General features: G+C 59.7%; 18 protein-coding genes. 12 read left to right on the top strand and 6 right to left on the bottom strand.

Annotated elements, in window-relative coordinates; all coding sequences use genetic code 11:
* Positions 1 to 111: 111 nt before the first annotated feature.
* The 6 genes from hrpA (at position 112) to QMK51_RS21055 (ending at position 9,346) form a co-directional block, all read left to right on the top strand.
* Positions 112 to 4,023: an ATP-dependent RNA helicase HrpA gene (gene hrpA / locus QMK51_RS21080; protein WP_320391596.1), complete on the top strand. Its 3,912-nt coding sequence runs from the start codon at positions 112 to 114 to the stop codon at positions 4,021 to 4,023.
* Between the two features lie 310 nt (positions 4,024 to 4,333).
* Positions 4,334 to 5,455 (top strand): beta-ketoacyl-ACP synthase III, encoded by a 1,122-nt coding sequence (locus QMK51_RS21075; protein WP_258697063.1) that lies wholly within the window; start codon positions 4,334 to 4,336, stop codon positions 5,453 to 5,455.
* A gap of 201 nt (positions 5,456 to 5,656) precedes the next feature.
* Entirely contained in the window at positions 5,657 to 6,268 is a 612-nt protein-coding gene (locus QMK51_RS21070) for an RNA polymerase sigma factor (protein ID WP_258697062.1), read from the top strand.
* Entirely contained in the window at positions 6,262 to 6,498 is a 237-nt protein-coding gene (locus QMK51_RS21065) for an anti-sigma factor family protein (RefSeq protein ID WP_320391591.1), read from the top strand. Before QMK51_RS21070 ends, QMK51_RS21065 begins: the two co-directional genes overlap by 7 nt.
* A gap of 229 nt (positions 6,499 to 6,727) precedes the next feature.
* Positions 6,728 to 8,071, top strand: coding sequence for an OprO/OprP family phosphate-selective porin (locus tag QMK51_RS21060; RefSeq protein WP_320391589.1), 1,344 nt, complete (start codon positions 6,728 to 6,730; stop codon positions 8,069 to 8,071).
* A 150-nt stretch (positions 8,072 to 8,221) separates the two neighbouring features.
* Positions 8,222 to 9,346 carry a GNAT family N-acetyltransferase gene (locus QMK51_RS21055; RefSeq protein ID WP_320391587.1) on the top strand — a complete coding sequence of 375 codons (1,125 nt, stop codon included), beginning with the start codon at positions 8,222 to 8,224 and terminating at the stop codon, positions 9,344 to 9,346.
* 20 nt (positions 9,347 to 9,366) lie between these two features.
* Here QMK51_RS21055 and aqpZ read toward each other — a convergent pair whose 3' ends face one another.
* From aqpZ to QMK51_RS21030, 5 genes are all read right to left on the bottom strand, one after another.
* Positions 9,367 to 10,065: an aquaporin Z gene (gene aqpZ, locus QMK51_RS21050; protein ID WP_258697058.1), complete on the bottom strand. Its 699-nt coding sequence runs from the start codon at positions 10,063 to 10,065 to the stop codon at positions 9,367 to 9,369.
* A 282-nt stretch (positions 10,066 to 10,347) separates the two neighbouring features.
* On the bottom strand, positions 10,348 to 12,180 hold the full coding sequence (locus QMK51_RS21045; RefSeq protein ID WP_258697057.1) for an ABC transporter ATP-binding protein: 1,833 nt from the start codon (positions 12,178 to 12,180) through the stop codon (positions 10,348 to 10,350).
* A gap of 93 nt (positions 12,181 to 12,273) precedes the next feature.
* Positions 12,274 to 12,831: a peptidylprolyl isomerase gene (locus QMK51_RS21040; protein ID WP_258697056.1), complete on the bottom strand. Its 558-nt coding sequence runs from the start codon at positions 12,829 to 12,831 to the stop codon at positions 12,274 to 12,276.
* Positions 12,832 to 12,834: 3 nt separating this feature from the next.
* Positions 12,835 to 13,638, bottom strand: a complete 804-nt coding sequence (locus tag QMK51_RS21035; RefSeq protein WP_258697055.1) for an alpha/beta fold hydrolase — start codon at positions 13,636 to 13,638, stop codon at positions 12,835 to 12,837.
* Positions 13,639 to 13,652: 14 nt separating this feature from the next.
* Positions 13,653 to 14,576: a LysR family transcriptional regulator gene (locus QMK51_RS21030; RefSeq protein WP_258697054.1), complete on the bottom strand. Its 924-nt coding sequence runs from the start codon at positions 14,574 to 14,576 to the stop codon at positions 13,653 to 13,655.
* Between the two features lie 49 nt (positions 14,577 to 14,625).
* On the opposite strand from QMK51_RS21030, the gene QMK51_RS21025 reads away from it, so the two are divergent.
* From QMK51_RS21025 to QMK51_RS21015, 3 genes are all read left to right on the top strand, one after another.
* Positions 14,626 to 14,955: a 3-phosphoglycerate kinase gene (locus QMK51_RS21025; RefSeq protein WP_258697053.1), complete on the top strand. Its 330-nt coding sequence runs from the start codon at positions 14,626 to 14,628 to the stop codon at positions 14,953 to 14,955.
* 229 nt (positions 14,956 to 15,184) lie between these two features.
* Positions 15,185 to 15,784, top strand: a complete 600-nt coding sequence (locus QMK51_RS21020) for an FMN-dependent NADH-azoreductase (protein ID WP_258697052.1) — start codon at positions 15,185 to 15,187, stop codon at positions 15,782 to 15,784.
* Between the two features lie 282 nt (positions 15,785 to 16,066).
* Complete coding sequence (locus QMK51_RS21015) at positions 16,067 to 16,933, top strand: carboxylate/amino acid/amine transporter (RefSeq protein ID WP_320391584.1); 867 nt, start codon at positions 16,067 to 16,069, stop codon at positions 16,931 to 16,933.
* A 107-nt stretch (positions 16,934 to 17,040) separates the two neighbouring features.
* On the opposite strand, the gene QMK51_RS21010 is transcribed toward QMK51_RS21015, so the two are convergent.
* Positions 17,041 to 18,339: a mechanosensitive ion channel family protein gene (locus QMK51_RS21010; protein WP_320391583.1), complete on the bottom strand. Its 1,299-nt coding sequence runs from the start codon at positions 18,337 to 18,339 to the stop codon at positions 17,041 to 17,043.
* Positions 18,340 to 18,532: 193 nt separating this feature from the next.
* Here QMK51_RS21010 and QMK51_RS21005 point away from each other — a divergent pair, with 193 nt between their 5' ends.
* The 3 genes from QMK51_RS21005 to QMK51_RS20995 all read left to right on the top strand — a co-directional run bounded on the left by QMK51_RS21005 (position 18,533) and on the right by QMK51_RS20995 (position 23,588).
* The gene (locus tag QMK51_RS21005) at positions 18,533 to 19,879 is read left to right on the top strand and encodes a DEAD/DEAH box helicase (protein WP_019580783.1); all 1,347 of its coding nucleotides are present in this window, start codon (positions 18,533 to 18,535) and stop codon (positions 19,877 to 19,879) included.
* A gap of 352 nt (positions 19,880 to 20,231) precedes the next feature.
* Positions 20,232 to 21,407 (top strand): hypothetical protein, encoded by a 1,176-nt coding sequence (locus tag QMK51_RS21000; RefSeq protein ID WP_320391578.1) that lies wholly within the window; start codon positions 20,232 to 20,234, stop codon positions 21,405 to 21,407.
* Positions 21,408 to 21,881: 474 nt separating this feature from the next.
* The gene (locus tag QMK51_RS20995; RefSeq protein WP_320391576.1) at positions 21,882 to 23,588 is read left to right on the top strand and encodes a ShlB/FhaC/HecB family hemolysin secretion/activation protein; all 1,707 of its coding nucleotides are present in this window, start codon (positions 21,882 to 21,884) and stop codon (positions 23,586 to 23,588) included.
* The last annotated feature ends 4 nt before the right edge of the window (positions 23,589 to 23,592 follow it).

Here is a 23,592-nt window from a genome sequence, read left to right as displayed (position 1 = left end):
TCGCTATAGATCCAATGTGGGAGCGAGCCTGCTCGCGATCGGCCGCGCAGCGGTCGTAAAATCTGCGACAATCCGCCCTCTGCGCCACTAGACGACTGAATTGCGTACCCGATGACCGACGAATCGCCCTCCATCGACAAACTGCTGAAAAACCTCGATCACGCCATGCTCGCCGACCGCCACCGGCTGCGGCGGCAGTTGCTTGAGCTGCGCAAAAAACCTGACGAGGCCAAACTGGCCCAGTGGGTGACGCGCACGCAGGCGTCCTGTGATCAGGTGTTGGCGCGGCGTGCCAGCCTGCCGGTGATTCGTTACGACGACAGCCTGCCGATCGCCGCCAAGCGCGATGAAATCAAAGCGGCGCTGCAAAAGCATCAGGTGCTGATCATTGCCGGCGAAACCGGGTCGGGTAAAACCACCCAGTTGCCGAAGATCTGCCTGGAAATCGGTCGCGGCCAGCACGGTCTGATCGGGCATACCCAGCCTCGTCGAATCGCCGCCCGCAGCGTGGCGAGCCGGGTCGCTGAAGAATTGGCGACGCCGTTGGGCGCGCTGGTCGGCTATCAGGTGCGGTTCGAGGACCAGAGCGATTCCAATACCCTGATCAAACTGATGACCGACGGCATCCTGCTGGCGGAAACCCAGAACGACCGCTACCTTGAACGCTACGACACGATCATCGTCGACGAAGCCCACGAACGCAGCCTGAACATCGACTTTTTGCTCGGTTACCTGAAAACCCTGCTGCCGCGTCGCCCGGACCTGAAAGTCATCATCACCTCGGCCACCATCGACCTGGAGCGGTTTTCCAAGCACTTCGACGATGCGCCGATTGTCGAAGTCTCCGGCCGTACTTTCCCGGTCGAGACCTGGTATCGCCCGCTGACCCTGGAGCAGGACGAGGAGGGCAACCGCGTCGAGGATGACCTGACCGTGGATCAGGCGATCCTCGCCACCCTCGATGAAATCGCCGCGTTTGAACGCAGTGAGCGCAAGAGCCCCGGCGACGTGCTGGTGTTCCTGCCCGGCGAGCGCGAGATTCGCGACGCGGCAGACATGCTGCGCAAGGCCCAGCTCAAGCACACCGAGATTCTGCCGCTCTACGCACGACTGTCGCCGGCCGAACAGCAGCGGATTTTCCAGTCGCACCCAGGGCGCCGCGTCGTATTGGCCACCAACGTCGCCGAAACCTCGTTGACCGTGCCGGGCATTCGTTACGTGATCGACAGCGGCACCGCGCGCATCAGCCGCTACAGCTACCGCGCCAAGGTCCAGCGCCTGCCCATCGAAGCGATTTCCCAGGCCAGCGCCAACCAGCGTAAAGGTCGCTGCGGGCGGGTCGAACCGGGTATTTGCGTGCGCTTGTACAGCGAAGAAGATTTCATCGGTCGGCCGGAATTTACCGATCCGGAGATCCTGCGTACCAACCTTGCGGCGGTGATTTTGCAGATGCTCCATCTGCGCCTCGGCGAGATCACTGATTTCCCGTTTATCGAACCGCCGGATGGCAAAGCCATCAGCGACGGTTTCAACCTGCTGCAAGAACTGTCGGCGGTGGACCGCAACAGTCAGCTGACCCCGCTCGGTCGTCAATTGGCGCGGCTGCCGGTGGACCCGCGCATGGGTCGCATGCTGCTGGAAGCGGCCAAACTCGGCAGCTTGCAGGAAGTGCTGATTGTCGCCAGTGCCATGTCGATTCAGGACCCGCGCGAACGTCCGCCAGAGCGTCAGCAAGCGGCGGATCAGGCCCACGCCCAGTGGAAAGACGTGGACTCGGACTTCGCCGGGCTGGTCAATCTGTGGCGTAGTTTCGAAGAGCAGCGCCAGGCCCTGACGGCCAGTCCGCTGCGCAACTGGTGCCGCAAGAATTTCCTCAATTACCTGCGCCTGCGCGAGTGGCGCGACTCCCATCGTCAGTTGAGCCTGATCTGCCGCGACATGCAGCTCGGCCTCAACAAAGAGCCGGCGGATTACCCGAAACTGCACAAAGCCGTGCTGTCGGGTTTGCTCAGCCAGATCGGTCAGAAAACCGAAGACGGCGACTACCTCGGCGCTCGTCAGCGGCGCTTCTGGATTCACCCTTCATCCGGGTTGGGTAAAAAGCGTCCGCAATGGCTGATGACCGCCGAACTGGTGGAAACCACCAAGCTTTACGCGCGGATGGTCGCCAAGATCGACGCCGACTGGATCGAGCCGCTGGCCGGGCACCTGATCAAGAAAAACCACTTCGAACCCCATTGGGAGAAGAAGCGTGGGCAGGTCGTGGTCTTCGAGCAAATCACCCTGTTCGGGCTGATCGTGGTCGGACGCCGGCCAGTGCATTACGGGCCGGTCGACCCCGTGGTGTCCCGCGAGTTGTTTATCCGCGAAGCCTTGGTGCGTGGCGAGATTCAATCCAAGGCCAAGTGCCTGACGGCCAACCAACAGTTGCTGGAACAGCTCGACGAACTGGAAGCCAAGGCCCGTCGTCGCGACATTCTGGCCGACGAAGAAACCCTGTTCGCCTTCTACGATGCGCGACTGCCGGCAGAGATTCACCAGACCGCCACCTTCGACAGTTGGTACCGGGTCAACAGCCAGAAAGACCCGCAGCTGCTGATCATGCGCGAAGAAGACGTGCTGGCCCGCGAAGCCAGTGAAGTCACCGCCGCGCATTACCCGGACACCCTGCACATCGGCGATCTGGAACTGGCGCTGAGTTATCACTTCGAGCCCAACCATCCGCGTGACGGCGTGACCTTGCGCGTGCCGGCACCGTTGTTGCCGATGCTGCCGCCGGAGCGTCTGGAATGGCTGGTGCCGGGGGTGATCGAGGCCAAGTGCATCGCGTTGGTCCGTAACCTGCCCAAGGCCCTGCGCAAGAACTTCGTGCCGGTGCCGGACTTCGTCAAAGCCGCGTTGCAGCGCGTCACGTTTGCCGAGGGCTCGTTGCCCCAGGCGCTGGGCCGCGAGTTGCTGCGCATGACCGGGGCGCGGGTCAGCGATGAGGCCTGGGCCGAAGCGTCGCAGCAGGTCGAAAGCCATTTGCGGATGAACCTGGAAATCGTCGACGGCCAGGGCAAGTTCCTTGGCGAAGGGCGCGATCTGGCCGAGTTGACCGCACGCTTTGCCGAGGCCAGCCAAGCGGCATTAGCCGTACCGCAAACTGCAAAAAGTCAGCAGCCGGTGGAGGCGAAAGTCTTTGCAGCGGTCGCCGAGAAAACCCAACAGAAGATCGCCGGGCTGTCGATGACGGTGTATCCGGCGTTGGTGGAAGAGGCCGGGACGGTCAAGGAAGGGCGTTTCTCGACGCCGGCCGAAGCCGAGTTCCAGCATCGCCGGGCCTTGCAGCGCTTGCTGATGCAGCAACTGGCGGAACCGGCGAAGTTCCTGCGTGGCAAGTTGCCGGGGCTGACCGAGTTGGGCCTGATGTACCGCGAATTGGGGCGCATCGACAGCCTGGTGGAAGACATTCTGCTGGCCAGTCTCGACAGCTGCATCCTCGACGGCGAAGACCCGTTGCCCCGTGATGGCGCTGGCCTGGCGTCGCTGGCCGAACGCAAACGTGGCGCCTGGACCGAGCACGCCGAGCGTCTGGCCAGGCTGACCCTGGAGATTCTCAAGCACTGGCACGGCCTGCAAAAACGCTTCAAGGGCAAGATCGACCTGGCGCAAGCCGTGGCCTTGAACGACATCAAGCAGCAGCTCAGCCATCTGGTGTATCCAGGGTTCGTGCGTGAAACGCCGATGCCGTGGCTCAAGGAGCTGCCGCGTTACCTCAAGGCCGTCGAGCAGCGCTTCGAGAAACTCGGCGCTCAGGTGCAGAAGGACCGGGTCTGGAGCGGAGAATTGTCTGGCCTCTGGAGCCAATACCAGACCCGCGCCAACAAACACGCCCAGGAAGGCAAACGCGATCCGCAGCTGGAGCTTTATCGCTGGTGGCTGGAGGAGTACCGGGTCTCGCTGTTCGCACAGCAACTGGGGACCAAGGTGCCGATCTCCGACAAGCGCCTGAATAAGCAATGGAGCCAGGTCGAACCTTGATCCTGTGGGAGCGGGCTTGCCCGCGATGGCGGTCTATCATTCGACATGGATGTTGAATGTGATGGCCTCATCGCGGGCAAGCCCGCTCCCACATTAGATAGGCTGTTGCTCTCGCAAAAGGGGCCAAAAGCCAGCGTTTATGGCAAACTTCGCGCCTATAAACGCCGGCCCCGCGGTTTTGAGCCTCCACGGGCCCGGGCGGATCGGAATAAAGCGATGCCAGGTTTGCGTCTGGAACCTGGAATAGACCCTTTGTGTGTTGGTACGTCGGTGCCAGCGCTTTCTGCCTGAATAGATTAGAGAAACGACCATGCATAACGTCGTCATCAGCGGCACCGGCCTTTACACCCCGGCCAACAGCATCTCCAACGAAGAGCTGGTGCAGTCTTTCAACGCTTACGTCGCACAGTTCAACGCCGATAACGCCGAGGCCATCGAGCGTGGCGAAATCCAGGCATTGACCGAATCCAGCGCAGCGTTCATCGAAAAAGCGTCCGGCATCAAAAGCCGCTTTGTCATGGACAAGGAAGGCATCCTCGACCCGCAGCGCATGGCGCCACGCTTGCCCGAGCGCTCCAACGACGAGTGGTCGGTGCTGTGCCAGATGGCCATCGGCGCGGCCGAGCAAGCCTTGCAGCGCGCCGGCAAGACCGCTGCTGACATCGATGGTGTGATCGTCGCTTGTTCCAACCTGCAACGCGCCTACCCGGCTATCGCCATCGAAGTTCAGGAAGCGCTGGGCATCCAGGGTTTCGGTTATGACATGAACGTTGCCTGCTCTTCGGCGACCTTCGGCATCCAGGCCGCCGCCAACAGCGTGCAACTGGGCCAGGCGCGGGCGATCCTGATGGTCAACCCGGAAGTCTGCACCGGTCACCTGAATTTCCGCGACCGTGACAGCCACTTCATCTTCGGCGATGCCGCCACCGCGGTGATCATCGAGCGCGCCGATCTGGCGACCTCCAAGTATCAGTTCGACGTGGTCAGCACCAAACTGCTGACCAAGTTCTCCAACAACATCCGCAACAACTTCGGCTTCCTCAACCGCGCGGCGGAAGAGGGCATCGGTGCCCCCGACAAGCTGTTCGTCCAGGAAGGCCGCAAGGTGTTCCGCGATGTCTGCCCGATGGTCGCCGAGCTGATCGCCACGCACCTGGAAGAAAACCAGCTCAACGTCAGCGACGTGAAGCGCTTCTGGCTGCACCAGGCCAACCTCAGCATGAACCACCTGATCGTCAAGAAGCTGCTGGGCCGCGAAGCCACCGAAGCAGAAGCCCCAGTGATTCTCGACACCTATGCCAATACCAGTTCCGCCGGTTCGGTGATTTCGTTTCACAAGAATCAGGACGATCTGATCAGTGGTTCGCTAGCCGTGCTCAGCTCGTTCGGCGCCGGTTACTCGATTGGCTGCGTGATTCTGCGCAAGCGTTGATTGGAACTCCTGTTGATCGGAGCTCTTGATGATCGGAACTCTTGATGATCGGAACTTCTGTCGTTCTTTCCTGCGATTTGTGAGGATTGTTCCTACATTCGAAATAGTCAGGACGCTGTAATTTTCGGAAATGCCAGCAGGACGACGCCTACAGCGAAGTCCTGCTGTTTTCATTTTCGAGGTCAAGACAAGGGGTTTGTAATGGCGGCTGACGACGCGCAACTGCTCGAGCGCTTGCTGGCAGGTGAGCAAAAGGCTTTCAAAGAGTTGGTCAGCACCTATCAGAGCGCCATGCGTGCCGTGGCCTACGCTATCGTAGGTAACCGGCACGCCGACGAAGTGGTTCAAGATGCCTGGCTGTCGGTTGTGCGTAACCTGGGCAGGTTCGAGGGACGTTCGAGCCTCAAGACCTGGCTGCTGACCATCACCGCCAACTCGGCCAAGAACCGCTACAAGCAGAACCGCCGGGAGGTGTTGCTCGATGACCTGCCGTCGCCTCACGGCACGGTGGATGACGATCGTTTTTCATCGAGCGATGGGCATTGGCTGGTGGCGCCGTTCGCCTGGCATCAGGACACGCCAGAGGCGCTGTTGATCGAAAGCGAGCTGCGCGAATGCCTGGAGCATACGTTGCTCAGCCTGTCGGAACTGCAACGCAGCGTTTTGTTGTTGCGCGAGCGCCAGGGGCTGGAGTTGGAGGAGATCTGTAATCTTCTGGAAATCTCGCTCTCCAATGTTCGTGTGCTGCTGCATCGGGCACGCTTGAAGGTCTTTGCGACCGTAGAACATTTTGAGGAAACCGGCGAATGCTGACCTGTAAGGAACAAGTGGCGCGCTCCAGTGATTATCTCGATGGGCAATTGAGTTTTCGCGAGAAGCTGCTGATGCGACATCATTTGATGTTTTGCCCCAATTGCCGGCGGTTCATTCGGCAGATGCGGTTGATGCAGGCCACCCTGAAGGTGATGCCTGAGCCACCTGTGACTGATCTTGATGCGCTGGCTGACCGACTTGCCAAAGAACATCTGAAGAACAAATTCTGATCTCCCCGGCAGTACCCCCCTTTATCCGCTCTGGTTTGCGGCTTGCGGCTCATCGCTTGCCGCTGTCCTCGCGTTATTTCAATTCGAAGTAAGAAAGTTCCCCTGTCATAAAATCTTTATCTACCAGCAACCCGGCTGAAATACCCCATCGCCAAGATCCCCTCCCAACACCAGCGGGCCAGCCCCGCGTGTTTCTTACGCCAAGACCACCAATTAGGGGAACTCTTCGATGATCCGTAAGCACTTCGCCGGTTTTGCCGCCAGCGCACTGGCCATGGCAGTAACCGCCCAGGCTTTCGCTGGCACCGTCACCTCTGACGGCGCTGATATCGTAGTCAAAACCAAGGGCGGCCTCGAGGTCGCCACCACCGATAAAGAATTCAGCTTCAAACTCGGCGGACGCTTGCAGGCCGATTACAGCCAGTTCGATGGTGTCTACACCAAAAACGGCGACACCGCCGACGCGGCCTACTTCCGTCGTGCGTTCCTGGAACTGTCCGGTGTGCTGTACACGGATTGGGCTTACACCATCAACTACGACTTCTCCCACAACACCGGTGACTCCGACAACGGCTACTTCGACGAAGCGTCGCTGGCCTACAACGGCTTCAAACCGGTCTCGATCAAAGTCGGTCGTTTCGACCCGGACTTCGGCCTGGAAAAGGCCACCAGCTCCAAGTGGGTCACCGCGCCAGAGCGCAACATGGCGTACGACATGGTTGATTGGGCAAACAGCCACCAGAATGGCCTGGGTCTGCAAGCCTCCAGCACCTTCGCCGATTCGTTCTACGCTTCCGCCGGCGTGTTCAGCAAAGACACCGACGATACCGATGGCAACAGCGTCAAACAGGTCAACGGCCGCTTTGTATTCGCCCCGTTGCATGACGCCGGCAACGTGCTGCACTTCGGTGTGAACGTGGCTTCCCGTGATGTCTCCGACACCGCCTTCGATTCGCGCTATCGCACCCGCATGGGCATGCGTGGCGTTGATACCCTCGGCGGCAACGATGCTGGCACCAACGGCAACCGTCCGGTGCTGGGCGGCAGCGCCACTTCGCCTGCCGGCTCCTATGACCGTGACGACGCTGTCGGCCTGGAAGCCGCTTTCGCCATGGGCCCGGCCTCGATTCAGGGTGAATACATCGCCCGCAAAACCAAGGCCGATGCCAGCAACCTCGAAGACATCAAAGGTCACGGTTTCTACGTTCAGGGTGCCTACACCCTCACTGGCGAAGCCCGTGGCTATAAAGTCGGCAAGTTCGATGCGATCAAACCGGCCAACAAGTCCATCGGTGCCTGGGAGGTGTTCTATCGTTACGACAGCCTGACCGTCGAAGACGACAACATCACCACCGCCAGCCTGACCCGCGATGTCGGCGATGCCGAAGCCAAGGTGCATACCCTGGGTGTGAACTGGTACGCCAACGAAGCGGTGAAAATCTCTGCCGCCTACCTCAAGGCCAAGACCGATAACGTGACCAACGCCACAGCGGCCAGCGGTACCACGCCTGCGCAACGTACTGGCGATGACAGCGGTGACGGTTTCGTCGTCCGCGCTCAATACGTGTTCTAAATTTGCAGTAAATCCTGTGCGGGCTCTTTCTTCATCCGTTAAAGCTCCTCTCGTTTTAACCCCGCTTCGGCGGGGTTTTTTTGTCTCGGTTTGGAGCATCAGATAAGCGATACTCGCCCCATCTGTAAAGAATGATGGTCGGGGATACTGATGCCGCTGCAACGTCTGGAACGTCTGTCCGAAATCGCGCCGCACACCTGGGACGCGCTGGTGCCGGAAACTCAGCCGTTTCTGCGCCATGCCTTTCTGGGTGCGCTGGAAGACAGCGGCAGCCTCGGCCCGCATTCCGGCTGGCAGCCTGAGCATCTGCTGCATGTTGAAGGTGATCGCCTGATCGCCGCGCTGCCCAGTTACCGCAAATGGCACTCCTACGGCGAGTACGTATTCGATCATGCCTGGGCCGAAGCTTGCGAGCGTGCTGGCATCGACTACTACCCCAAGCTGTTGACGGCAGTGCCGTTCAGCCCGGTCAGCGGGCCGCGATTGCTGGCGGCGACGATCGAGGACGGTTTCGAGCTCCTGCAGAGCCTGCCGGGTTATCTGGAGATCGAAGGACTCTCCAGCGCCCACATCAACTTCACCGATCCGTTCACCGATGCCGCATTGGCCGAACAGCCAGGCTGGTTGCAGCGCATTGGCTGTCAGTATCACTGGCAGAACCGCGGTTACCGGGACTTTCAGGACTTCCTCGATGCCCTCAGTTCGCGCAAGCGCAAGCAAATGCGCAAGGAACGTGAACAAGTGGCGGGGCAGGGCATCGACTTCGAATGGCTGCAAGGGCGGCAACTGGACCAGGTGCAGTGGGACTTTGTGTATGCCTGCTACGCCAATACCTATGCAGTACGTCGGCAAGCGCCGTATCTGACCCGGGAATTTTTCAGTCTGTTGGCCGAGCGCATGCCGGAATCGATTCGCGTGGTGCTGGCCAAGCAAGGCTCACGACCGGTGGCCATGGCTTTCAGTCTGGTCGGTGGCGACAGTTTTTATGGCCGTTACTGGGGCTGCCTGGCGGAGTTCGATCGCTTGCACTTCGAGACCTGTTTCTATCAGGGGATGGATTACGCGATTGCCAATGGCTTCCAACGTTTTGACGCTGGCGCTCAGGGCGAGCACAAGTTGATTCGCGGTTTTGAACCGGTGATCACCCATTCCTGGCATTACCTGCGCCATCCGGGCTTGAAGTCGGCGGTGAAAGATTTCCTTGAGCGTGAGCGGGTCGGGGTCCTGGGGTATGCAGAAGAAGCGAAGACCGCCTTGCCCTACCGACAAGGCTGATCTTCGCGCTATGTCGTTTGTCAGCTGTCTTCTTTACCCAGCCAGCGATACATCACGCCACCGATGACGGCACCCAATAGCGGTGCCAGCCAGAACAGCCATAGTTGTTGAATCGCCCAACCACCGACAATCAGCGCCGGGCCCGTGCTGCGGGCCGGGTTGACCGAGGTGTTGGTGACCGGAATCGAGATCAGGTGGATCAGGGTCAGTGCCAGGCCGATGGCAATGGGCGCCAGGCCGGCCGGGGCGCGTTTGTCGGTAGAGCCGAGAATGATCAGGATAAACATCGCGGTCATCACCAGTTCACTGACAAACCCCGCCGCCATCGAGTAGCCGCCTGGCGAGTGTTCGCCGTAGCCATTGGATGCAAGGCCGCTGGCCAGTTCGAAGCCGGGTTTGCCACTGGCGATGAAGTACAGCAAGGCTGCTGCGATGATCCCGCCAAGCACTTGGGCGATGATGTAGGCGGGCAGTTCCTTGGCTGGGAATCGTCCGCCGACGACCAGCCCGACCGAGACTGCGGGGTTGAGATGACAACCGGAAATGTGGCCGATGGCGAAGGCCATCGTCAGCACCGTCAAACCAAATGCCAGGGACACCCCCAGCAAACCGATCCCCACGTTTGGAAATGCTGCCGCCAGCACCGCACTGCCGCACCCTCCCAGCACCAACCAGAACGTACCTACCAATTCTGTAGCTGAACGTTTGAACAAAGACATAGCGAATTTCCCTGTCGAGATACCACTGTCGTTGTGCATCCAGTAGATGGACTACAGAACCATCTCCAGTACCTTGGCTGAGTACAGCAGGGTTTTTATGGAATTCCAGTGGCCATAAAAAACCGCCAGAGTCCGTGGTTGACGGGCTCTGGCGGTTATCGCAGATCTAATGTGGGAGCGGGCTTGCTCGCGAATGCGGTGTATCAGGCAACATTGATATCGACTGACACGGCCTCTTCGCGAGCAAGCCCGCTCCCACAGGGTCGGTGTTGATCGCAAGACTCAATCGATCCCGACAAACCCGCCGGTCTGGTGCTGCCACAACCGCGCATACAAGCCGCCATGGGCCAGCAATTCGGCGTGGCTGCCGGTTTCGGCGATCTTGCCGTTTTCCAGCACCACCAACCGATCCATCCGGGCAATGGTCGAGAGGCGGTGGGCGATGGCGATCACGGTTTTACCCTGCATCAGGGTTTCGAGGCTTTCCTGGATCGCCGCTTCGACTTCCGAGTCCAGCGCCGAGGTGGCTTCGTCCATGATCAGGATCGGCGCGTCCTTGAGCAGCACCCGGGCGATGGCAATCCGCTGACGCTGGCCACCGGAGAGTTTCACCCCGCGCTCACCGACATGTGCATCGAAACCGGTGCGGCCTTCGGAGTCCGACAGCAGCGGGATGAACTCGTCGGCACGGGCTTTGTGCACCGCCTCCCAGAGTTCGGCGTCGGTGGCGTCGGGTTTGCCGTACAGCAAATTGTCGCGGATCGAGCGGTGCAGCAGCGAGGTATCCTGGGTGATCATGCCGATGCGTTCGCGCAGGCTTTCCTGGCCGACTTCGGCGATGTTCTGGCCGTCGATGAGGATCCGCCCGCCCTGCACGTCATACAGGCGCAACAGCAGATTGACCAACGTCGATTTGCCAGCACCGGACGGGCCGATCAAGCCGATTTTCTCGCCGGGTTTGATGGTCAGGTTGAGGCCGCCGATGATCCCGCTTTTCCTGCCGTAGTGGAAATCGACGTGCTCGAAACGCACCTCGCCACGGGCCACCGCCAAGGGTTTTGCCTGTTCGCGGTCGGTGACACTGACCGGTTGAGCGATGGTCTGCAAACCGTCTTGCACCATGCCGATGTTTTCGAAGATGCCGTTGACCACCCACATGATCCAGCCGGACATGTTGACGATGCGGATCACCAGCCCGGTGGCCAAGGCAATCGCGCCCACGGTGATCAGCGACTGCGTCCACAGCCACAGGGCCAGCCCGGTGGTACCGACGATCAGCAGGCCGTTCATGCTGGTGATGACCACGTCCATGCTGGTGACCACACGACCGGCCAGTTGGGCTTTTTCAGTCTGTTCCGCGATGGCTTCGCGGGCGTACTGCTGTTCGAAGTTGGTGTGGGCGAACAGCTTGAGGGTGGTGATGTTGGTGTAGCCGTCGACAATCCGCCCCATGAGTTTGGAGCGCGCATCGGAGGACACCACCGAACGCTCCTTCACCCGCGGCACGAAGTAGTAGAGCGCGCCGATGTAGGCGGCGATCCAGATCAGCAGCGGGATCATCAGGCGCCAGTCGGCTTCGGCGAACAGCACCAGCGAGCTGATCGCGTAGATCAGCACATGCCAAAGTGCATCCACCGCTTGTACGGCAGAGTCGCGCAGGGAGTTGCCGGTCTGCATGATGCGTTGGGCGATGCGCCCGGCGAAGTCGTTCTGGAAAAAATTCAGGCTCTGTTTGAGCACGTAACTGTGGTTCTGCCAGCGGATCAGGCTGGTCATGCCGGGGCTCAAGGTCTGGTGCACCAGCATGTCGTGCAGGGCGAGGAACAGTGGCCGCAGGATCAGCGCAACCGCCGCCATCCAGGCCAGTTCCACACCGTGGACCTTGAAGAAATCGACGTTGGGCGTGCCCTGGGTCAGGTCGATGATGCGACTCAGGTAGCTGAACAGCGCCACTTCGATCAGCGCGCCGAACAGGCCGACGACCAACAAAACGGCGAAGATTGGCCAGACCTGCTTCAGGTAGTAGGTATAGAAGGAGAGAACCCGGCTCGGTGGAGCCGCCGTCGGGGCGTCGCGGAAAATGTCGATCAGTTTTTCAAAACGGCGATAAAGCATCAGTTCTCCGCCCGCGCACGGGCTCTCCTTTAAACGATATGAGCGGCGCCTGAAGAACCGGCGGCCGCTCAAAACTCCCTGTCCAGCTTACTCTCAGTCGATGCGCTTGGCCGACTTGATGAAGACCGGATCGGCCGGCACGTCTTTCATGCCGCCACGGGTGGTGGTTGGCGAGTTGACGATGATGTCCACCACGTCCATGCCTTTCACGACTTTACCGAACACGGCATAGCCGTCGCCCTGGTCCAGGAAGTCATTGTCTTTGACGTTGACAAAAAACTGGCTGGTGGCCGAATCCGGGACGGAAGTACGGGCCATGGACAGCGTGCCACGCACATTATGCAAACCGTTTTTGGATTCGTTCTTGATCGGCGCCTTGGTTTCTTTTTGCTGCATTTGTTGAGTGAAACCACCGCCCTGGACCATGAACCCAGGAATTACACGGTGGAAAATCGTGTTGTTGTAGAAGCCGCTGTCGACGTACTCAAGGAAGTTCTTGGTACTGATCGGCGCCTTGACCGGGTCCAGTTCGATTTCGATCTGGCCGTTGGTGGTGTCCAGCAGCACGTGCGGCGCCTTGGCGGGCGTGGCGGCCATCAGGTTGGCGGCAAACAGAACGGAGCCGGCGACGAGGGCGATTTTTTTCAGCATGGGTCAGTGATCCTGAGTGGTGGTGTCGACTGCGGTGAGAAACTCGAGCAGCGTTTGGTTGAAGCGTTCGGGTTGATCCAGCGGCGTGGCGTGGCGTGAATCGGCGATCACCACCAGCCGCGCATCGGGCAGCAGTTTTACATAGGTTTCTTTCAGCGACACGGGGGTGTAGTCACGGTCGGCGCTGACGATGAGGGTTGGACAGGAAACCCTGGAAAGTCGTTCCTGAACCCCCCAGCCAACAATGGCATCGAAGCTGGCGAGATAAGCATGTTTGTCGTTTTTTGCCCAGCGTGCAGCTATTTTTTGTCGTAGCGAAGCCTGTTCCGGTTTGGGGAACAGCTTGGCACCCAAGGCCTTGCCGATGGTGCCCATGCTCAGTACGCGCATCAGGCTCCAGCGTTTGAACCACTGCCAGTCATCGTTGCGGCTGCGCCTTTTGACCTCGGGCGCGCTGTTGACGATGCACAGGCTCTTGAGCAGTTGCGGCTGGTCCACCGCCAGTTGAAAGGCGATCATGCCGCCCATCGAAAGTCCCACAAGATGGGTAGGACCGAGGTTCAAGTGCTCGATCAGCGCGATCAGGTCGGCGCTGAACCCGGCGATGCTGTAGCGCTCGCGGGGCTTGTCGGAGCGCCCGTGGCCGCGCACATCCGGGACGATCACCCGGTGGTGGGCCGAGAGCGCCGGGATCTGCATTTCCCAGTCCAGGGTACTGGAACCCAACCCGTGAACCAGCAGCAATGGAGTGCCGTGGCCATATTCCTCATAATGCAGGTTGCAACCTTCATGTTCGAAATAGGCCATGGGTACACTCCGTGTCAGGCTTGTTCGGGGGCGGCGAAGGGCGCATCCAGCGGCGCGGTATCAAAGGTGCGCAGCAGTTCGATGAGAATCTGCGTCGCCGGGCCCAAGGGTTTGTCCTTGTTCGAATACAGATAGAAGCTCGGGTTGCGGCTGCCGCCCTGGTCTAACGGTAGCAGCTTGAGCGTGCCTTCCTTGAGTTCGCGCTCGATCATGTGCCGGGGCAGCCAGGCGAAACCCAGGCCGCTGCTGACGAAGGTCGCGGCGGTGGCGAGACTGCCGACGGTCCAGCGCTGTTCGGCGCCGAGCCAGCCGACGTCGCGCGGTTGCTGGCGGCCGGAGTCACGGATCACCACTTGCATCTGGCTTTCCAGGTCCTGGAAGCTCAGTTCGCGGTTCAGACGATGCAGGGCATGTTCAGGATGGGCCACCGCAACGAATTCGACGTCGCTCAATTCCGCGCCCAGATACCCGGGAATGCTGAAACCGGTGATGGCCAGATCGGCCACGCCTTCGAGCAACACTTCTTCGACACCCGACAATACTTCTTCGCGCAGACGTACCCGGCAGCCGCGACTTTGCGGCATGAACGCGGTCAGTGCGCGGACGAGGCGGGCGGAGGGGTAGGCGGCGTCGACCACCAGCCGCACTTCCGCTTCCCAGCCTTGTTCCATGTGGTGCGCCAGATCTTCCAGTTGGCTGGCCTGTTTCACCAGTTGCCGGGAACGGCGCAGCAGCACGCCGCCGGCCTCGGTGAGCACGGCTTTGCGGCCGTCGATGCGCAACAGCGGCACGCCGAGCTGGTCTTGCATGCGCGCTACGGTGTAGCTGACCGACGATTGCGAGCGGTGCAGCGCTTCGGCGGCCTGGGCGAAACCGCCGTGATCGACCACGGCCTGCAATGTTCGCCATTGATCAAGGGTCACGCGGGGCGCTTTCATGTTGAGCTCCTCTTGTCCTAAGCTGGCAGTCCTTATTGGAGACTGCCGAATGAAAAAACTTTGTTGTGTGGTGGCGGGTTGTGCGGTGTTGGCGATGCTGCCGCTGACTGCGTTTGCCTATCCGATCGATGTCACTAAACAGCTCAATGGTTTGAAGGTCGACTACAACGCCTACGACACGGACGCCGATATCGGCTCCATTCAGGTCAATAACTACGGCGACACCGATGTGTCTTGCAAGGTGGTTTTCAATAACGGCCCGGAAGCGCCACGCACCCGCAAGATCGACGTACCCGCCGGCAAACACAAAAATGCCACGGCCAAGTTCACCCGCACCATCATCAAGCTGCGTATCGACCTGACCTGCACTCCGAAATAACGTTACAACCCTGTGGGAGCGGGCTTGCTCGCGAAGAGGGAGTGTCAGCCGACATCAATTTTGCCTGACACACCGCCTTCGCGAGCAAGCCCGCTCCCACAGGGCATGTCTCGCTTATAAACGAATTTATCGATGCTTTATAGCAGTTATTTGCGCTTTTTCATCGATATGACTCTGTTTAACCTTCACTCCATCGACCTACAGCATTCTCAGATGGAGGCTACATCCCATGTCCCGCGTTCTGATCATCGAAAGCAGCGCCCGTCAGCAAGATTCGGTTTCCCGCCAACTGACCCAGACCTTCATCAGCCAATGGAAAGCCGCGCACCCGGCCGACCAGATCACCGTCCGTGACCTGGCCGTCAACCCGGTGCCGCACCTGGACATCAACTTGCTGGGCGGCTGGATGAAACCTGCCGAACAACGCAACGAGATCGAACAGGCCTCCCTGGAACGTTCCAACCAATTGACCGACGAACTGCTGACCGCCGATGTACTGGTGATGGCAGCGCCCATGTACAACTTCGCCATCCCGAGCACCCTCAAAGCCTGGCTCGACCACGTGCTGCGTGCCGGCGTGACGTTCAAGTACACCGAAACGGGCCCGCAAGGTTTGCTCAACGGCAAGCGTGCTTATGTGCTGACCGCCCGCGGCGGGATCTACGCCGGCAGCACCGCGGATCATCAGGAACCGTACCTGCGCCAGGTCATGGGCTTCATCGGCATCCACGACGTCACGTTCATTCACGCCGAAGGCATGAACCTGGGCGGTGACTTCCAGGAGAAAGGCTTGAACCAGGCCAACGCCAAGCTTTCCCAGGTCGCCTGAGCCGTTAATCGCCAGCTAATCGCTGGATGGTCTAGTGACCTGGTGCAACCCTTCAAGACTGCACGCGCATCGAACCTCCCTTTGCACTTGTTGCTCCTGAGTGCTCTAGCCCGATTGAACGCATTAGCGAGATCGGGCTTTTTTTTGCCTGCGATTTTGTCAGCGCAACATAAACCTGTGGGAGCGGGCAGCCCGCTCCCACAGTGGATTTGTGTATTGCCTGACTGTTCGCGATGAAAGGAAAAAACCGCTATCGTCGCCGACATTCGAAATGAGGCGAGCATGGGCTATCTACTTTTTGTCACGCTGATCCAGGCGTTTTCCTTCAGCTTGATCGGCGAATACCTGGCCGGGCATGTCGACAGTTACTTCGCGGTGCTGGTGCGGGTGCTGCTGGCGGGGCTGGTGTTCATTCCGCTGACACGCTGGCGTCAGGTCGAGCCGGCGTTCATGCGTGGCATGTTGCTGATTGGCGCGTTGCAGTTCGGCGTGACCTACGTCTGCCTGTATCTGAGCTTTCGAGTGCTGACGGTGCCGGAGGTGTTGCTGTTCACCATTCTTACACCGCTGCATGTGACCCTGATCGAAGATGCGCTGAACCGGCGCTTCAATCCGTGGGCCTTGATCGCGGCATTGGTGGCGGTGGCGGGCGCGGCGGTGATTCGCTATGACCGGATCAACCCGGATTTCTTCATGGGCTTTTTGTTGCTGCAACTGGCCAACTTCACCTACGCCGCCGGGCAAGTGCTCTATAAACATCTGGTGGCTCGCCATCCGAGTGATCTGCCGCATTACCGGCGTTTCGGCTACTTCTATCTGGGCGCGTTGGCGGTGGCATTGCCGGCGTTTCTGCTGTTCGGCAAACAGAACTTCTTGCCTGAAGCACCGCTGCAATGGGGCGTGCTGTTGTTCCTCGGCCTGGTTTCGACCGCGCTGGGTTTGTACTGGTGGAACAAAGGCGCGTGCCTGGTGAATGGCGGGACGTTGGCGGTGATGAACAACCTGCATGTGCCGGTGGGGTTGCTGATCAATTTGCTGATCTGGAATCAGCATGAAGAGCTGGGGCGGTTGTTGTTTGGTGGGTCGGTGATTTTGATGGCGGTGTGGATTAGTCGGTTGGGTGTACAAAAAACGGTGGCCGCACACTAAACCCTGTGGGAGCGAGCCTGCTCGCGATAGCGGTATGACAGTCAATATTTATGCTGACTGATACTCAGCCATCGCGAGCAGGCTCGCTCCCACAGGTTAAGGCAGTGCTACATGATGTGTTTTTCGGGCTCGGGGATGTGGCTCGCGCCCAACATCGCCGGGAGCAACCCGGACCGCAGATCACCACCGCTCGGCTGTTGATAAAGGCTCAAGCCAAACTCTGGCAGTACCGCCAACAGGTAATCGAAAATATCCCCCTGAATCCGCTCGTAATCGGCCCACGCGGTGGTGCGGGTGAAGCAGTAGATTTCCAGCGGAATGCCCTGAGCGGTGGTCTGCATCTGGCGAACCATGCAGGTCATGTTCGGCTGAATCTCTGTGTGACTCTTCAGGTAGGCCAGCGCATAGGCGCGGAAGGTGCCGATATTGGTCATCCGCCGGCGGTTGGCCGACATCGCCGCGACGTTGCCCTGGGCTTCGTTCCAGGCCTTGAGCTCGGCTTTCTTGCGGCTCATGTAGTCGGTCAGCAGATGCACTTGAGACAGCTTCAGCTCTTCGTCATCGCGGATAAACCGTACGCCGCTGGCGTCGATGAACAGGCTGCGCTTGATCCGGCGCCCACCGGACTGCTGCATGCCGCGCCAGTTCTTGAACGACTCGGACATCAAGCGCCAGGTGGGGATCGACACAATCGTCTTGTCGAAATTCTGCACCTTGACCGTGTGCAAGGTGATGTCCACCACGTCACCGTCGGCGCCGACTTGCGGCATCTCGATCCAGTCGCCGACCCGCAGCATGTCGTTGCTGGTCAGCTGCACGCTGGCGACGAACGACAGCAAGGTGTCTTTGTAGACCAACAGGATCACCGCCGACATGGCGCCCAGACCCGACAGCAGCAACAGCGGCGAACGGTCGATCAACGTAGCGACGATGATGATCGCGCCAAACACGAACAACACCATTTTCGTCAGTTGCACATAGCCCTTGATCGAGCGGGTACGGGCATGTTCGGTGCGGGCGTAGATATCCAGCAGGGCATTGAGTAGCGCGCTGACGGCCAACACCAGGAACAGAATGGTGAACGCCAGCGCCGCGTTGCCGAGGAAGTTCAGGCTGGTCTTGCCCAACTCCGGCACCAGGTGCAGGCCGAACTGGATCACCAGCGAGGGCGTCATCTGCGCCAGGCGATGAAACACCTTGTTGTGGCGAAAATCGGTGATCCACTGCAACGCCGGCTGGCGACCGAGCATTTTGGTCGCATGAAGAATGAGGTAACGCGCCACTCGTCCGAGCACCAGCGCCACCACCAGCAGCAACATCAGCGCGAGCGTGGAATGCAGGAGCGGGTGCTGATCGAGGGCACCCCAGAGGTCTTGGGCGTTGAGCCAGAGCTGTTTGATATCCATGGGCGAAAACGGTTCTTCTGTAGGACGCGACGGGGCGATTAGAGCATTTAAGACGTTGCGGATGACGTTTTGGGACAAATCAGACTACAAAAAAACCACTGTTTGCAGCCGTTTGTATAAAGAAACTCGGCCTTCGCGCTCGAAACCGTTACCCTATGCAGCTGTTTTTTTGTATTTCTTCGAGGTAGCACCCGTGTTTTCCCAATTCGCCCTGCACGAACGCCTGCTCAAAGCCGTGGCCGAGCTTAAATTTGTCGAGCCAACGCCTGTGCAAGCAGCGGCTATTCCGCTGGCGCTCCAGGGGCGTGACCTGCGGGTGACAGCGCAAACCGGCAGCGGCAAAACCGCGGCCTTCGTTTTGCCGATCCTCAACCGCTTGATCGGGCCGGCCAAAGTCCGCGTCAGCATCAAGACCCTGATCCTGCTGCCGACCCGCGAGCTGGCCCAGCAAACCATCAAGGAAGTCGAGCGCTTCGCGCAGTTCACGTTCATCAAGTCCGGCCTGATCACCGGCGGTGAAGACTTCAAGGTCCAGGCCGCCATGCTGCGCAAGGTGCCGGACATCCTGATCGGTACGCCGGGCCGGATGATCGAGCAACTGAACGCCGGCAACCTCGACCTCAAGGAAGTCGAAGTGCTGGTGCTCGACGAAGCCGATCGCATGCTCGACATGGGCTTTGCCGAAGACGTTCAGCGTCTGGTGGACGAGTGCACCAACCGCCAGCAGACCATGCTGTTCTCCGCCACCACCGGCGGTTCGGGTCTGCGCGAGATGATCGCCAAGGTGCTGAACAACCCTGAGCACTTGCAGCTCAACGCGGTCAGCCAGCTGAATGAAACCACCCGTCAGCAAATCATTACTGCTGACCACAACCAGCACAAAGAACAGATTGTGAACTGGCTGCTGGCCAACGAGACCTACCAGAAGGCCATCGTCTTCACCAACACCCGGGCCATGGCCGACCGTATCTACGGCCGCCTGGTGGCGCAGGAATACAAAGCGTTCGTCCTGCACGGCGAGAAAGATCAGAAAGACCGCAAACTGGCTATCGACCGTCTGAAGCAGGGCGGCGTGAAAATCCTCGTGGCCACCGACGTCGCCGCCCGTGGCCTGGACGTGGACGGCCTGGACCTGGTGATCAACTTCGACATGCCGCGCAGCGGCGACGAATACGTTCACCGCATCGGCCGCACCGGTCGCGCTGGCAACGATGGCCTGGCCATCTCGCTGATCTGCCACGGCGACTGGAACCTGATGTCGAGCATCGAGCGCTACCTCAAGCAGAGCTTCGAGCGCCGCACCATCAAGGAAGTCAAAGGCACCTACGGCGGGCCGAAAAAGGTCAAGGCCTCGGGCAAGGCCGTTGGCGTGAAGAAGAAAAAGGTCGACGCCAAGGGCGACAAGAAGAAAACCGGCGCCAAGGCCCCGACCAAGCGCAAGATCGCCAACCGCCCGAAGACCGACGCCCTGTCGCTGGTCAGCAAAGACGGCATGGCGCCTTTGAAACGCCGCAAGCCGGAAGCGCCGGCGGCTGAATAAAGCGCTGTAGCGACCCAATGAAAACCCGGACAGTGTCCGGGTTTTTTTTACGTCAAAAGATCGCAGGTTTCGCCAGCTCCTACAGGGTTTTGTATACGCCTGTAGGAGCTGGCGAAGCCTGCGATCTTTTGATCTTGCTGTTTAGCACTCGGCTTTTCCGCATTTCTACTAGGGGTTTTACGTATTGTTAAGCCTTGTTCCTACGCACTTCCCTGGTTTTTTCAGCGACTCCCTTAGTGAACAAATTTCCTATGCGATTGTCGGGCGCCGGACGCAAAAACTGTGTATGGTTCGCGCCAAAATCTGTAGGACATTTCGCTATGTCCGTTACTCTCACTTAAAGGAATTAAGTATGCGATTTTTTCGCGTGGCTTCAGTGTTGTCGTTGTGGGCGGCGGCGCTTTCGGTGCAGGCTGAGCAACTGCCGATCGAAGTGCTGAGTGCGGTGGTCAAGGACCAGAAGATCGCCGACGCCGAGCTGCTGTTGCAGCGCAACGGCGCACAAAACGTGGTGGGTCGCACCAATGCTCAGGGCCAGGTCAGCCTGACCACCGAGTTTGCCGATGATGCTGGCAACCTGCTGATCATCAAGAAGCCTGGCTACTCCAATCTGGTGGTCAAGTGCCCGTGCAAGGGCATGACCTATGCCATCAGCCCGGTGATGCAGAACCTCGACGGTCTGCGCGTGGTGCTGACTTGGGGTGCGACCCCGTCGGACCTCGACTCCCACATGATCTTCCCCGGTAACAACATCTATTTCCAAAAGCAGCGCGGTGACGATGCCAATCTGGATGTCGACGACACCACCAGCTATGGCCCGGAAACCATCACCCTGGAGAAGAAGCACTACGGCGAAAGTTACGTCTACGCCGTGCATGACTACAGCAATAGCGGCGAGCCGGGTTCGCGCGATCTCTCCAACAGCCAGGCCAAGGTGTTCGTGTACATGGGCCAGTCGCTGGTGCGCACCTACTACGTGCCGCAGAACCGCAGCGGCAACCTGTGGACCGTGTTCCGCATGACCGGCAATGGCGACTTCCAGGACATCAACAGCATTACGGGTGCCAGGGTCGATGCGGCAAACGTGTTGAACGAAGTGTCGCCATTGCTGGATGACAGCGTTGCCCTGACGGCGGTGGCGGTCAGCGCTTCGGCACAGGCCGATGCGAAAGGCCTGAACACCAAAGGCGAGGCGGCCTACAAAGCCGGTAATCTGCCGCTGGCAATCGACTTCTTCCGTCAGGCGATCGATCTGAATAACAGCTACGGTCAGGCCTACGGCAACCTGGGCCTGGCGTATCAGAAGGCCGGTAACACCGCCGAGTCGATCTGGGCCAACCGCAAGGCCATTGCCTTGGCCAGCGGCAATTCGGCTGCCACCGTGCGTGCCGGTTCCTACTACAACATTGCCCGTATCTATGAAGCGGCCGGTCAGTTCCCCGACGCCCTGCGTCATTACCAGTTAGCCAAGGCGCAGAAGGCCAACCCGGTATATGACACGGCCATCGAGCGCGTACAAAACCGCTGATCGCCTGGTGTTGATCTGACCCCCACAACGCGCCGCACTCCGGCGCGTTGTGCATTCATGGGGAGGTGAATCCAGGCCGGGCTCCATCTCCCTGTACCAACCCGGGCGGTAAACGGACCGACCACGTTTTTCTTGAAGAAGGAGCAGTGCTCCCGCCGCAAGCACCGACTGCTGAATAAAGCGCCGTAGCGACCCATTAACCCGGACAGTGTCCGGGTTTTTTATTACGTAAAAAAAGATCGCAGCCGTTTAGCGCTCGGCTTTTTTCTCTGCTGATTGCAGCGCCTTGGCGTTGTGAGCGTTTTTTTTACACCACATCAGGAAATGTCCTGCGCTCTCGTCGGAAGCGCCCGATTTAGCCATTACAAGGCGTCCCTTAACCTTCTCGAATGGATCAATTTGTTGACGCCAAAATAATGGCCATCTAATATCGCGCCACTATTGTGCGATCACTCTCCGTTCGAGGGATCGAACATGTACCCACCCGCCCTCGTGGCGAGGTTGTGCCTGGCTTTGCTGTGCCTTTCTCCGCTGAATCTTGCTCACGCCGCCCCCACCCCCGGTGAAGCCGATCTGATCCGCGAACGTCAGGATCGCTTGCTCGAAGAGCAGCGTCGGCGTCTCGAGGAACTCAAGGAATTACCCGGCAAGGCAGCCAAACCCGTGCAACCGACGGCTCCGGCCGACGCCCGTTGTTTCCCGATCAAGGACATCGAACTCAAAGGCGCCGACAGTCTCTCGGACAGCGAGAAAAATCGTCTGCTCAAGCCTTATATCGGCCAGTGCCTGGGTGTCACGCAGCTCAACGAGCTGCTGAAAGTCATCACCGATCACTACATCGAGAAAGGCCTGGTCACCAGTCGTGCCTACTTGCCGCAGCAGGATTTGTCCGGCGGGCATCTGAAGGTGCTGGTGGTCGAGGGCCGGCTGGAAGGGTTGAAGGGGGCGGAGGGCAGCAAGCTGTCGGACCGCGAATTGGGGATGGCGTTTCCCGGCAAGAGCGGTGAGCTGGTCAATCTGCGGGAAATCGAGCAGATGGTGGATCAGCTGAACCGCTTGCCGTCGAATCAGGCGCAGATGGAGTTGTCCCCGGGCAAGAACGTCGGTGGCAGCGAAGTGTTGGTCAAGAACATGCCGCAGAAGCCTTGGCGTGCCGGGTTGTCCCGCAGTAATGACGGCCAGCGCAGCACCGGTGAGCAGCAGTGGGGCACGACGTTTGATTGGGACAGCCCGCTGGGCGTGGCCGATCAGTTGATGCTGCGCGGCGGTCACGATGCGATGACCGACCACCAGCACACCTCCAACAACGCCATGCTCAATTACAACCTGCCGTGGGGCTGGTGGAACTTCAGTTACACCTACAGCCAGAGCGAGTACCGCGCGCAAGCGCAGGCCAACGGTTTTAATTTCAAGCAGACCGGCGACAGCGAAAACCATCAACTACGCGCCGAGCGGGTGATCCATCGCGACGCCCTGAGCAAGACCTCCCTCAGCACCGGTCTCTCGTACCTGCGCACCAACAACTTCATCGAAGACAGCAAACTCAGGCTGAGCAGCAACCGCATCAGCGAAGCGCAGTTCGGCATCAACCACGGTCGGCGGATTGGCAGTGCGTTCGTCAACCTTGACCTGGGCATGCAGGAAGGCATCGGCATCCTGGACGCGCAGGGCAACGGTGATCCAGGCCCCGGCGAGCCGGATGCGCGCTACCGAAAATACACCGCCACCGCGAGTTACTTGCAGCCGTTCAAACTGTGGGGCGAGTCCTTCACGTTCAGTAGCCTGATGACCGGCCAGCGCAGCGAAGACGTGTTGTTCGGCCCGCAGCGCACCAGCCTTGGCGGGCAGTCGTCGATCCGGGGTTACAAAGACCAGTCCTTATCCGGCGACAGCGGCGGCTACTGGCGCAACGACCTGCGCTGGAGCCATCCGATCACCCTGGAATGGCTGCGCCCGGTGTTCGCCGAGTACGGCACCAGCCTCGGTTATGACCAGGGCGTGATTCGTGGCGACCGGTACAACGGCGATCAGCACGGGCGCATGTCCAGCAACTCCGTGGAGCTGTTCGCCCGGGGTCAGCATGTGGCTGCCAGCGTGACCTTTGCTCACTCCCTGGAACGCCCTGATGTGCTGACCGAGCGCGAAGCGCCGATCTATTTCCGCGTGGATTTCTTCCTCTAAATTC

Origin of the sequence: Pseudomonas sp. P9_31 (assembly GCF_034008235.1) — a bacterium.
Classification (GTDB): domain Bacteria; phylum Pseudomonadota; class Gammaproteobacteria; order Pseudomonadales; family Pseudomonadaceae; genus Aquipseudomonas.
This window is presented reverse-complemented; position numbering and strand designations above follow the sequence as displayed.

Bases quoted from the DNA above. Each gene is read 5' to 3' on its own strand.
- QMK51_RS21030 (WP_258697054.1), bottom strand. From the start codon at position 14,576: ATGAAAGCGCCCCGCGTGACCCTTGATCAATGGCGAACATTGCAGGCC.
- QMK51_RS21020 (WP_258697052.1), top strand. From the start codon at position 15,185: ATGTCCCGCGTTCTGATCATCGAAAGCAGCGCCCGTCAGCAAGATTCG.
- hrpA (WP_320391596.1), top strand. From the start codon at position 112: ATGACCGACGAATCGCCCTCCATCGACAAACTGCTGAAAAACCTCGAT.
- QMK51_RS21065 (WP_320391591.1), top strand. From the start codon at position 6,262: ATGCTGACCTGTAAGGAACAAGTGGCGCGCTCCAGTGATTATCTCGAT.
- QMK51_RS20995 (WP_320391576.1), top strand. From the start codon at position 21,882: ATGTACCCACCCGCCCTCGTGGCGAGGTTGTGCCTGGCTTTGCTGTGC.
- QMK51_RS21010 (WP_320391583.1), bottom strand. From the start codon at position 18,339: ATGGATATCAAACAGCTCTGGCTCAACGCCCAAGACCTCTGGGGTGCC.
- QMK51_RS21060 (WP_320391589.1), top strand. From the start codon at position 6,728: ATGATCCGTAAGCACTTCGCCGGTTTTGCCGCCAGCGCACTGGCCATG.
- QMK51_RS21040 (WP_258697056.1), bottom strand. From the start codon at position 12,831: ATGCTGAAAAAAATCGCCCTCGTCGCCGGCTCCGTTCTGTTTGCCGCC.
- aqpZ (WP_258697058.1), bottom strand. From the start codon at position 10,065: ATGTCTTTGTTCAAACGTTCAGCTACAGAATTGGTAGGTACGTTCTGG.
- QMK51_RS21055 (WP_320391587.1), top strand. From the start codon at position 8,222: ATGCCGCTGCAACGTCTGGAACGTCTGTCCGAAATCGCGCCGCACACC.
- QMK51_RS21070 (WP_258697062.1), top strand. From the start codon at position 5,657: ATGGCGGCTGACGACGCGCAACTGCTCGAGCGCTTGCTGGCAGGTGAG.
- QMK51_RS21035 (WP_258697055.1), bottom strand. From the start codon at position 13,638: ATGGCCTATTTCGAACATGAAGGTTGCAACCTGCATTATGAGGAATAT.
- QMK51_RS21075 (WP_258697063.1), top strand. From the start codon at position 4,334: ATGCATAACGTCGTCATCAGCGGCACCGGCCTTTACACCCCGGCCAAC.
- QMK51_RS21025 (WP_258697053.1), top strand. From the start codon at position 14,626: ATGAAAAAACTTTGTTGTGTGGTGGCGGGTTGTGCGGTGTTGGCGATG.
- QMK51_RS21015 (WP_320391584.1), top strand. From the start codon at position 16,067: ATGGGCTATCTACTTTTTGTCACGCTGATCCAGGCGTTTTCCTTCAGC.
- QMK51_RS21000 (WP_320391578.1), top strand. From the start codon at position 20,232: ATGCGATTTTTTCGCGTGGCTTCAGTGTTGTCGTTGTGGGCGGCGGCG.
- QMK51_RS21045 (WP_258697057.1), bottom strand. From the start codon at position 12,180: ATGCTTTATCGCCGTTTTGAAAAACTGATCGACATTTTCCGCGACGCC.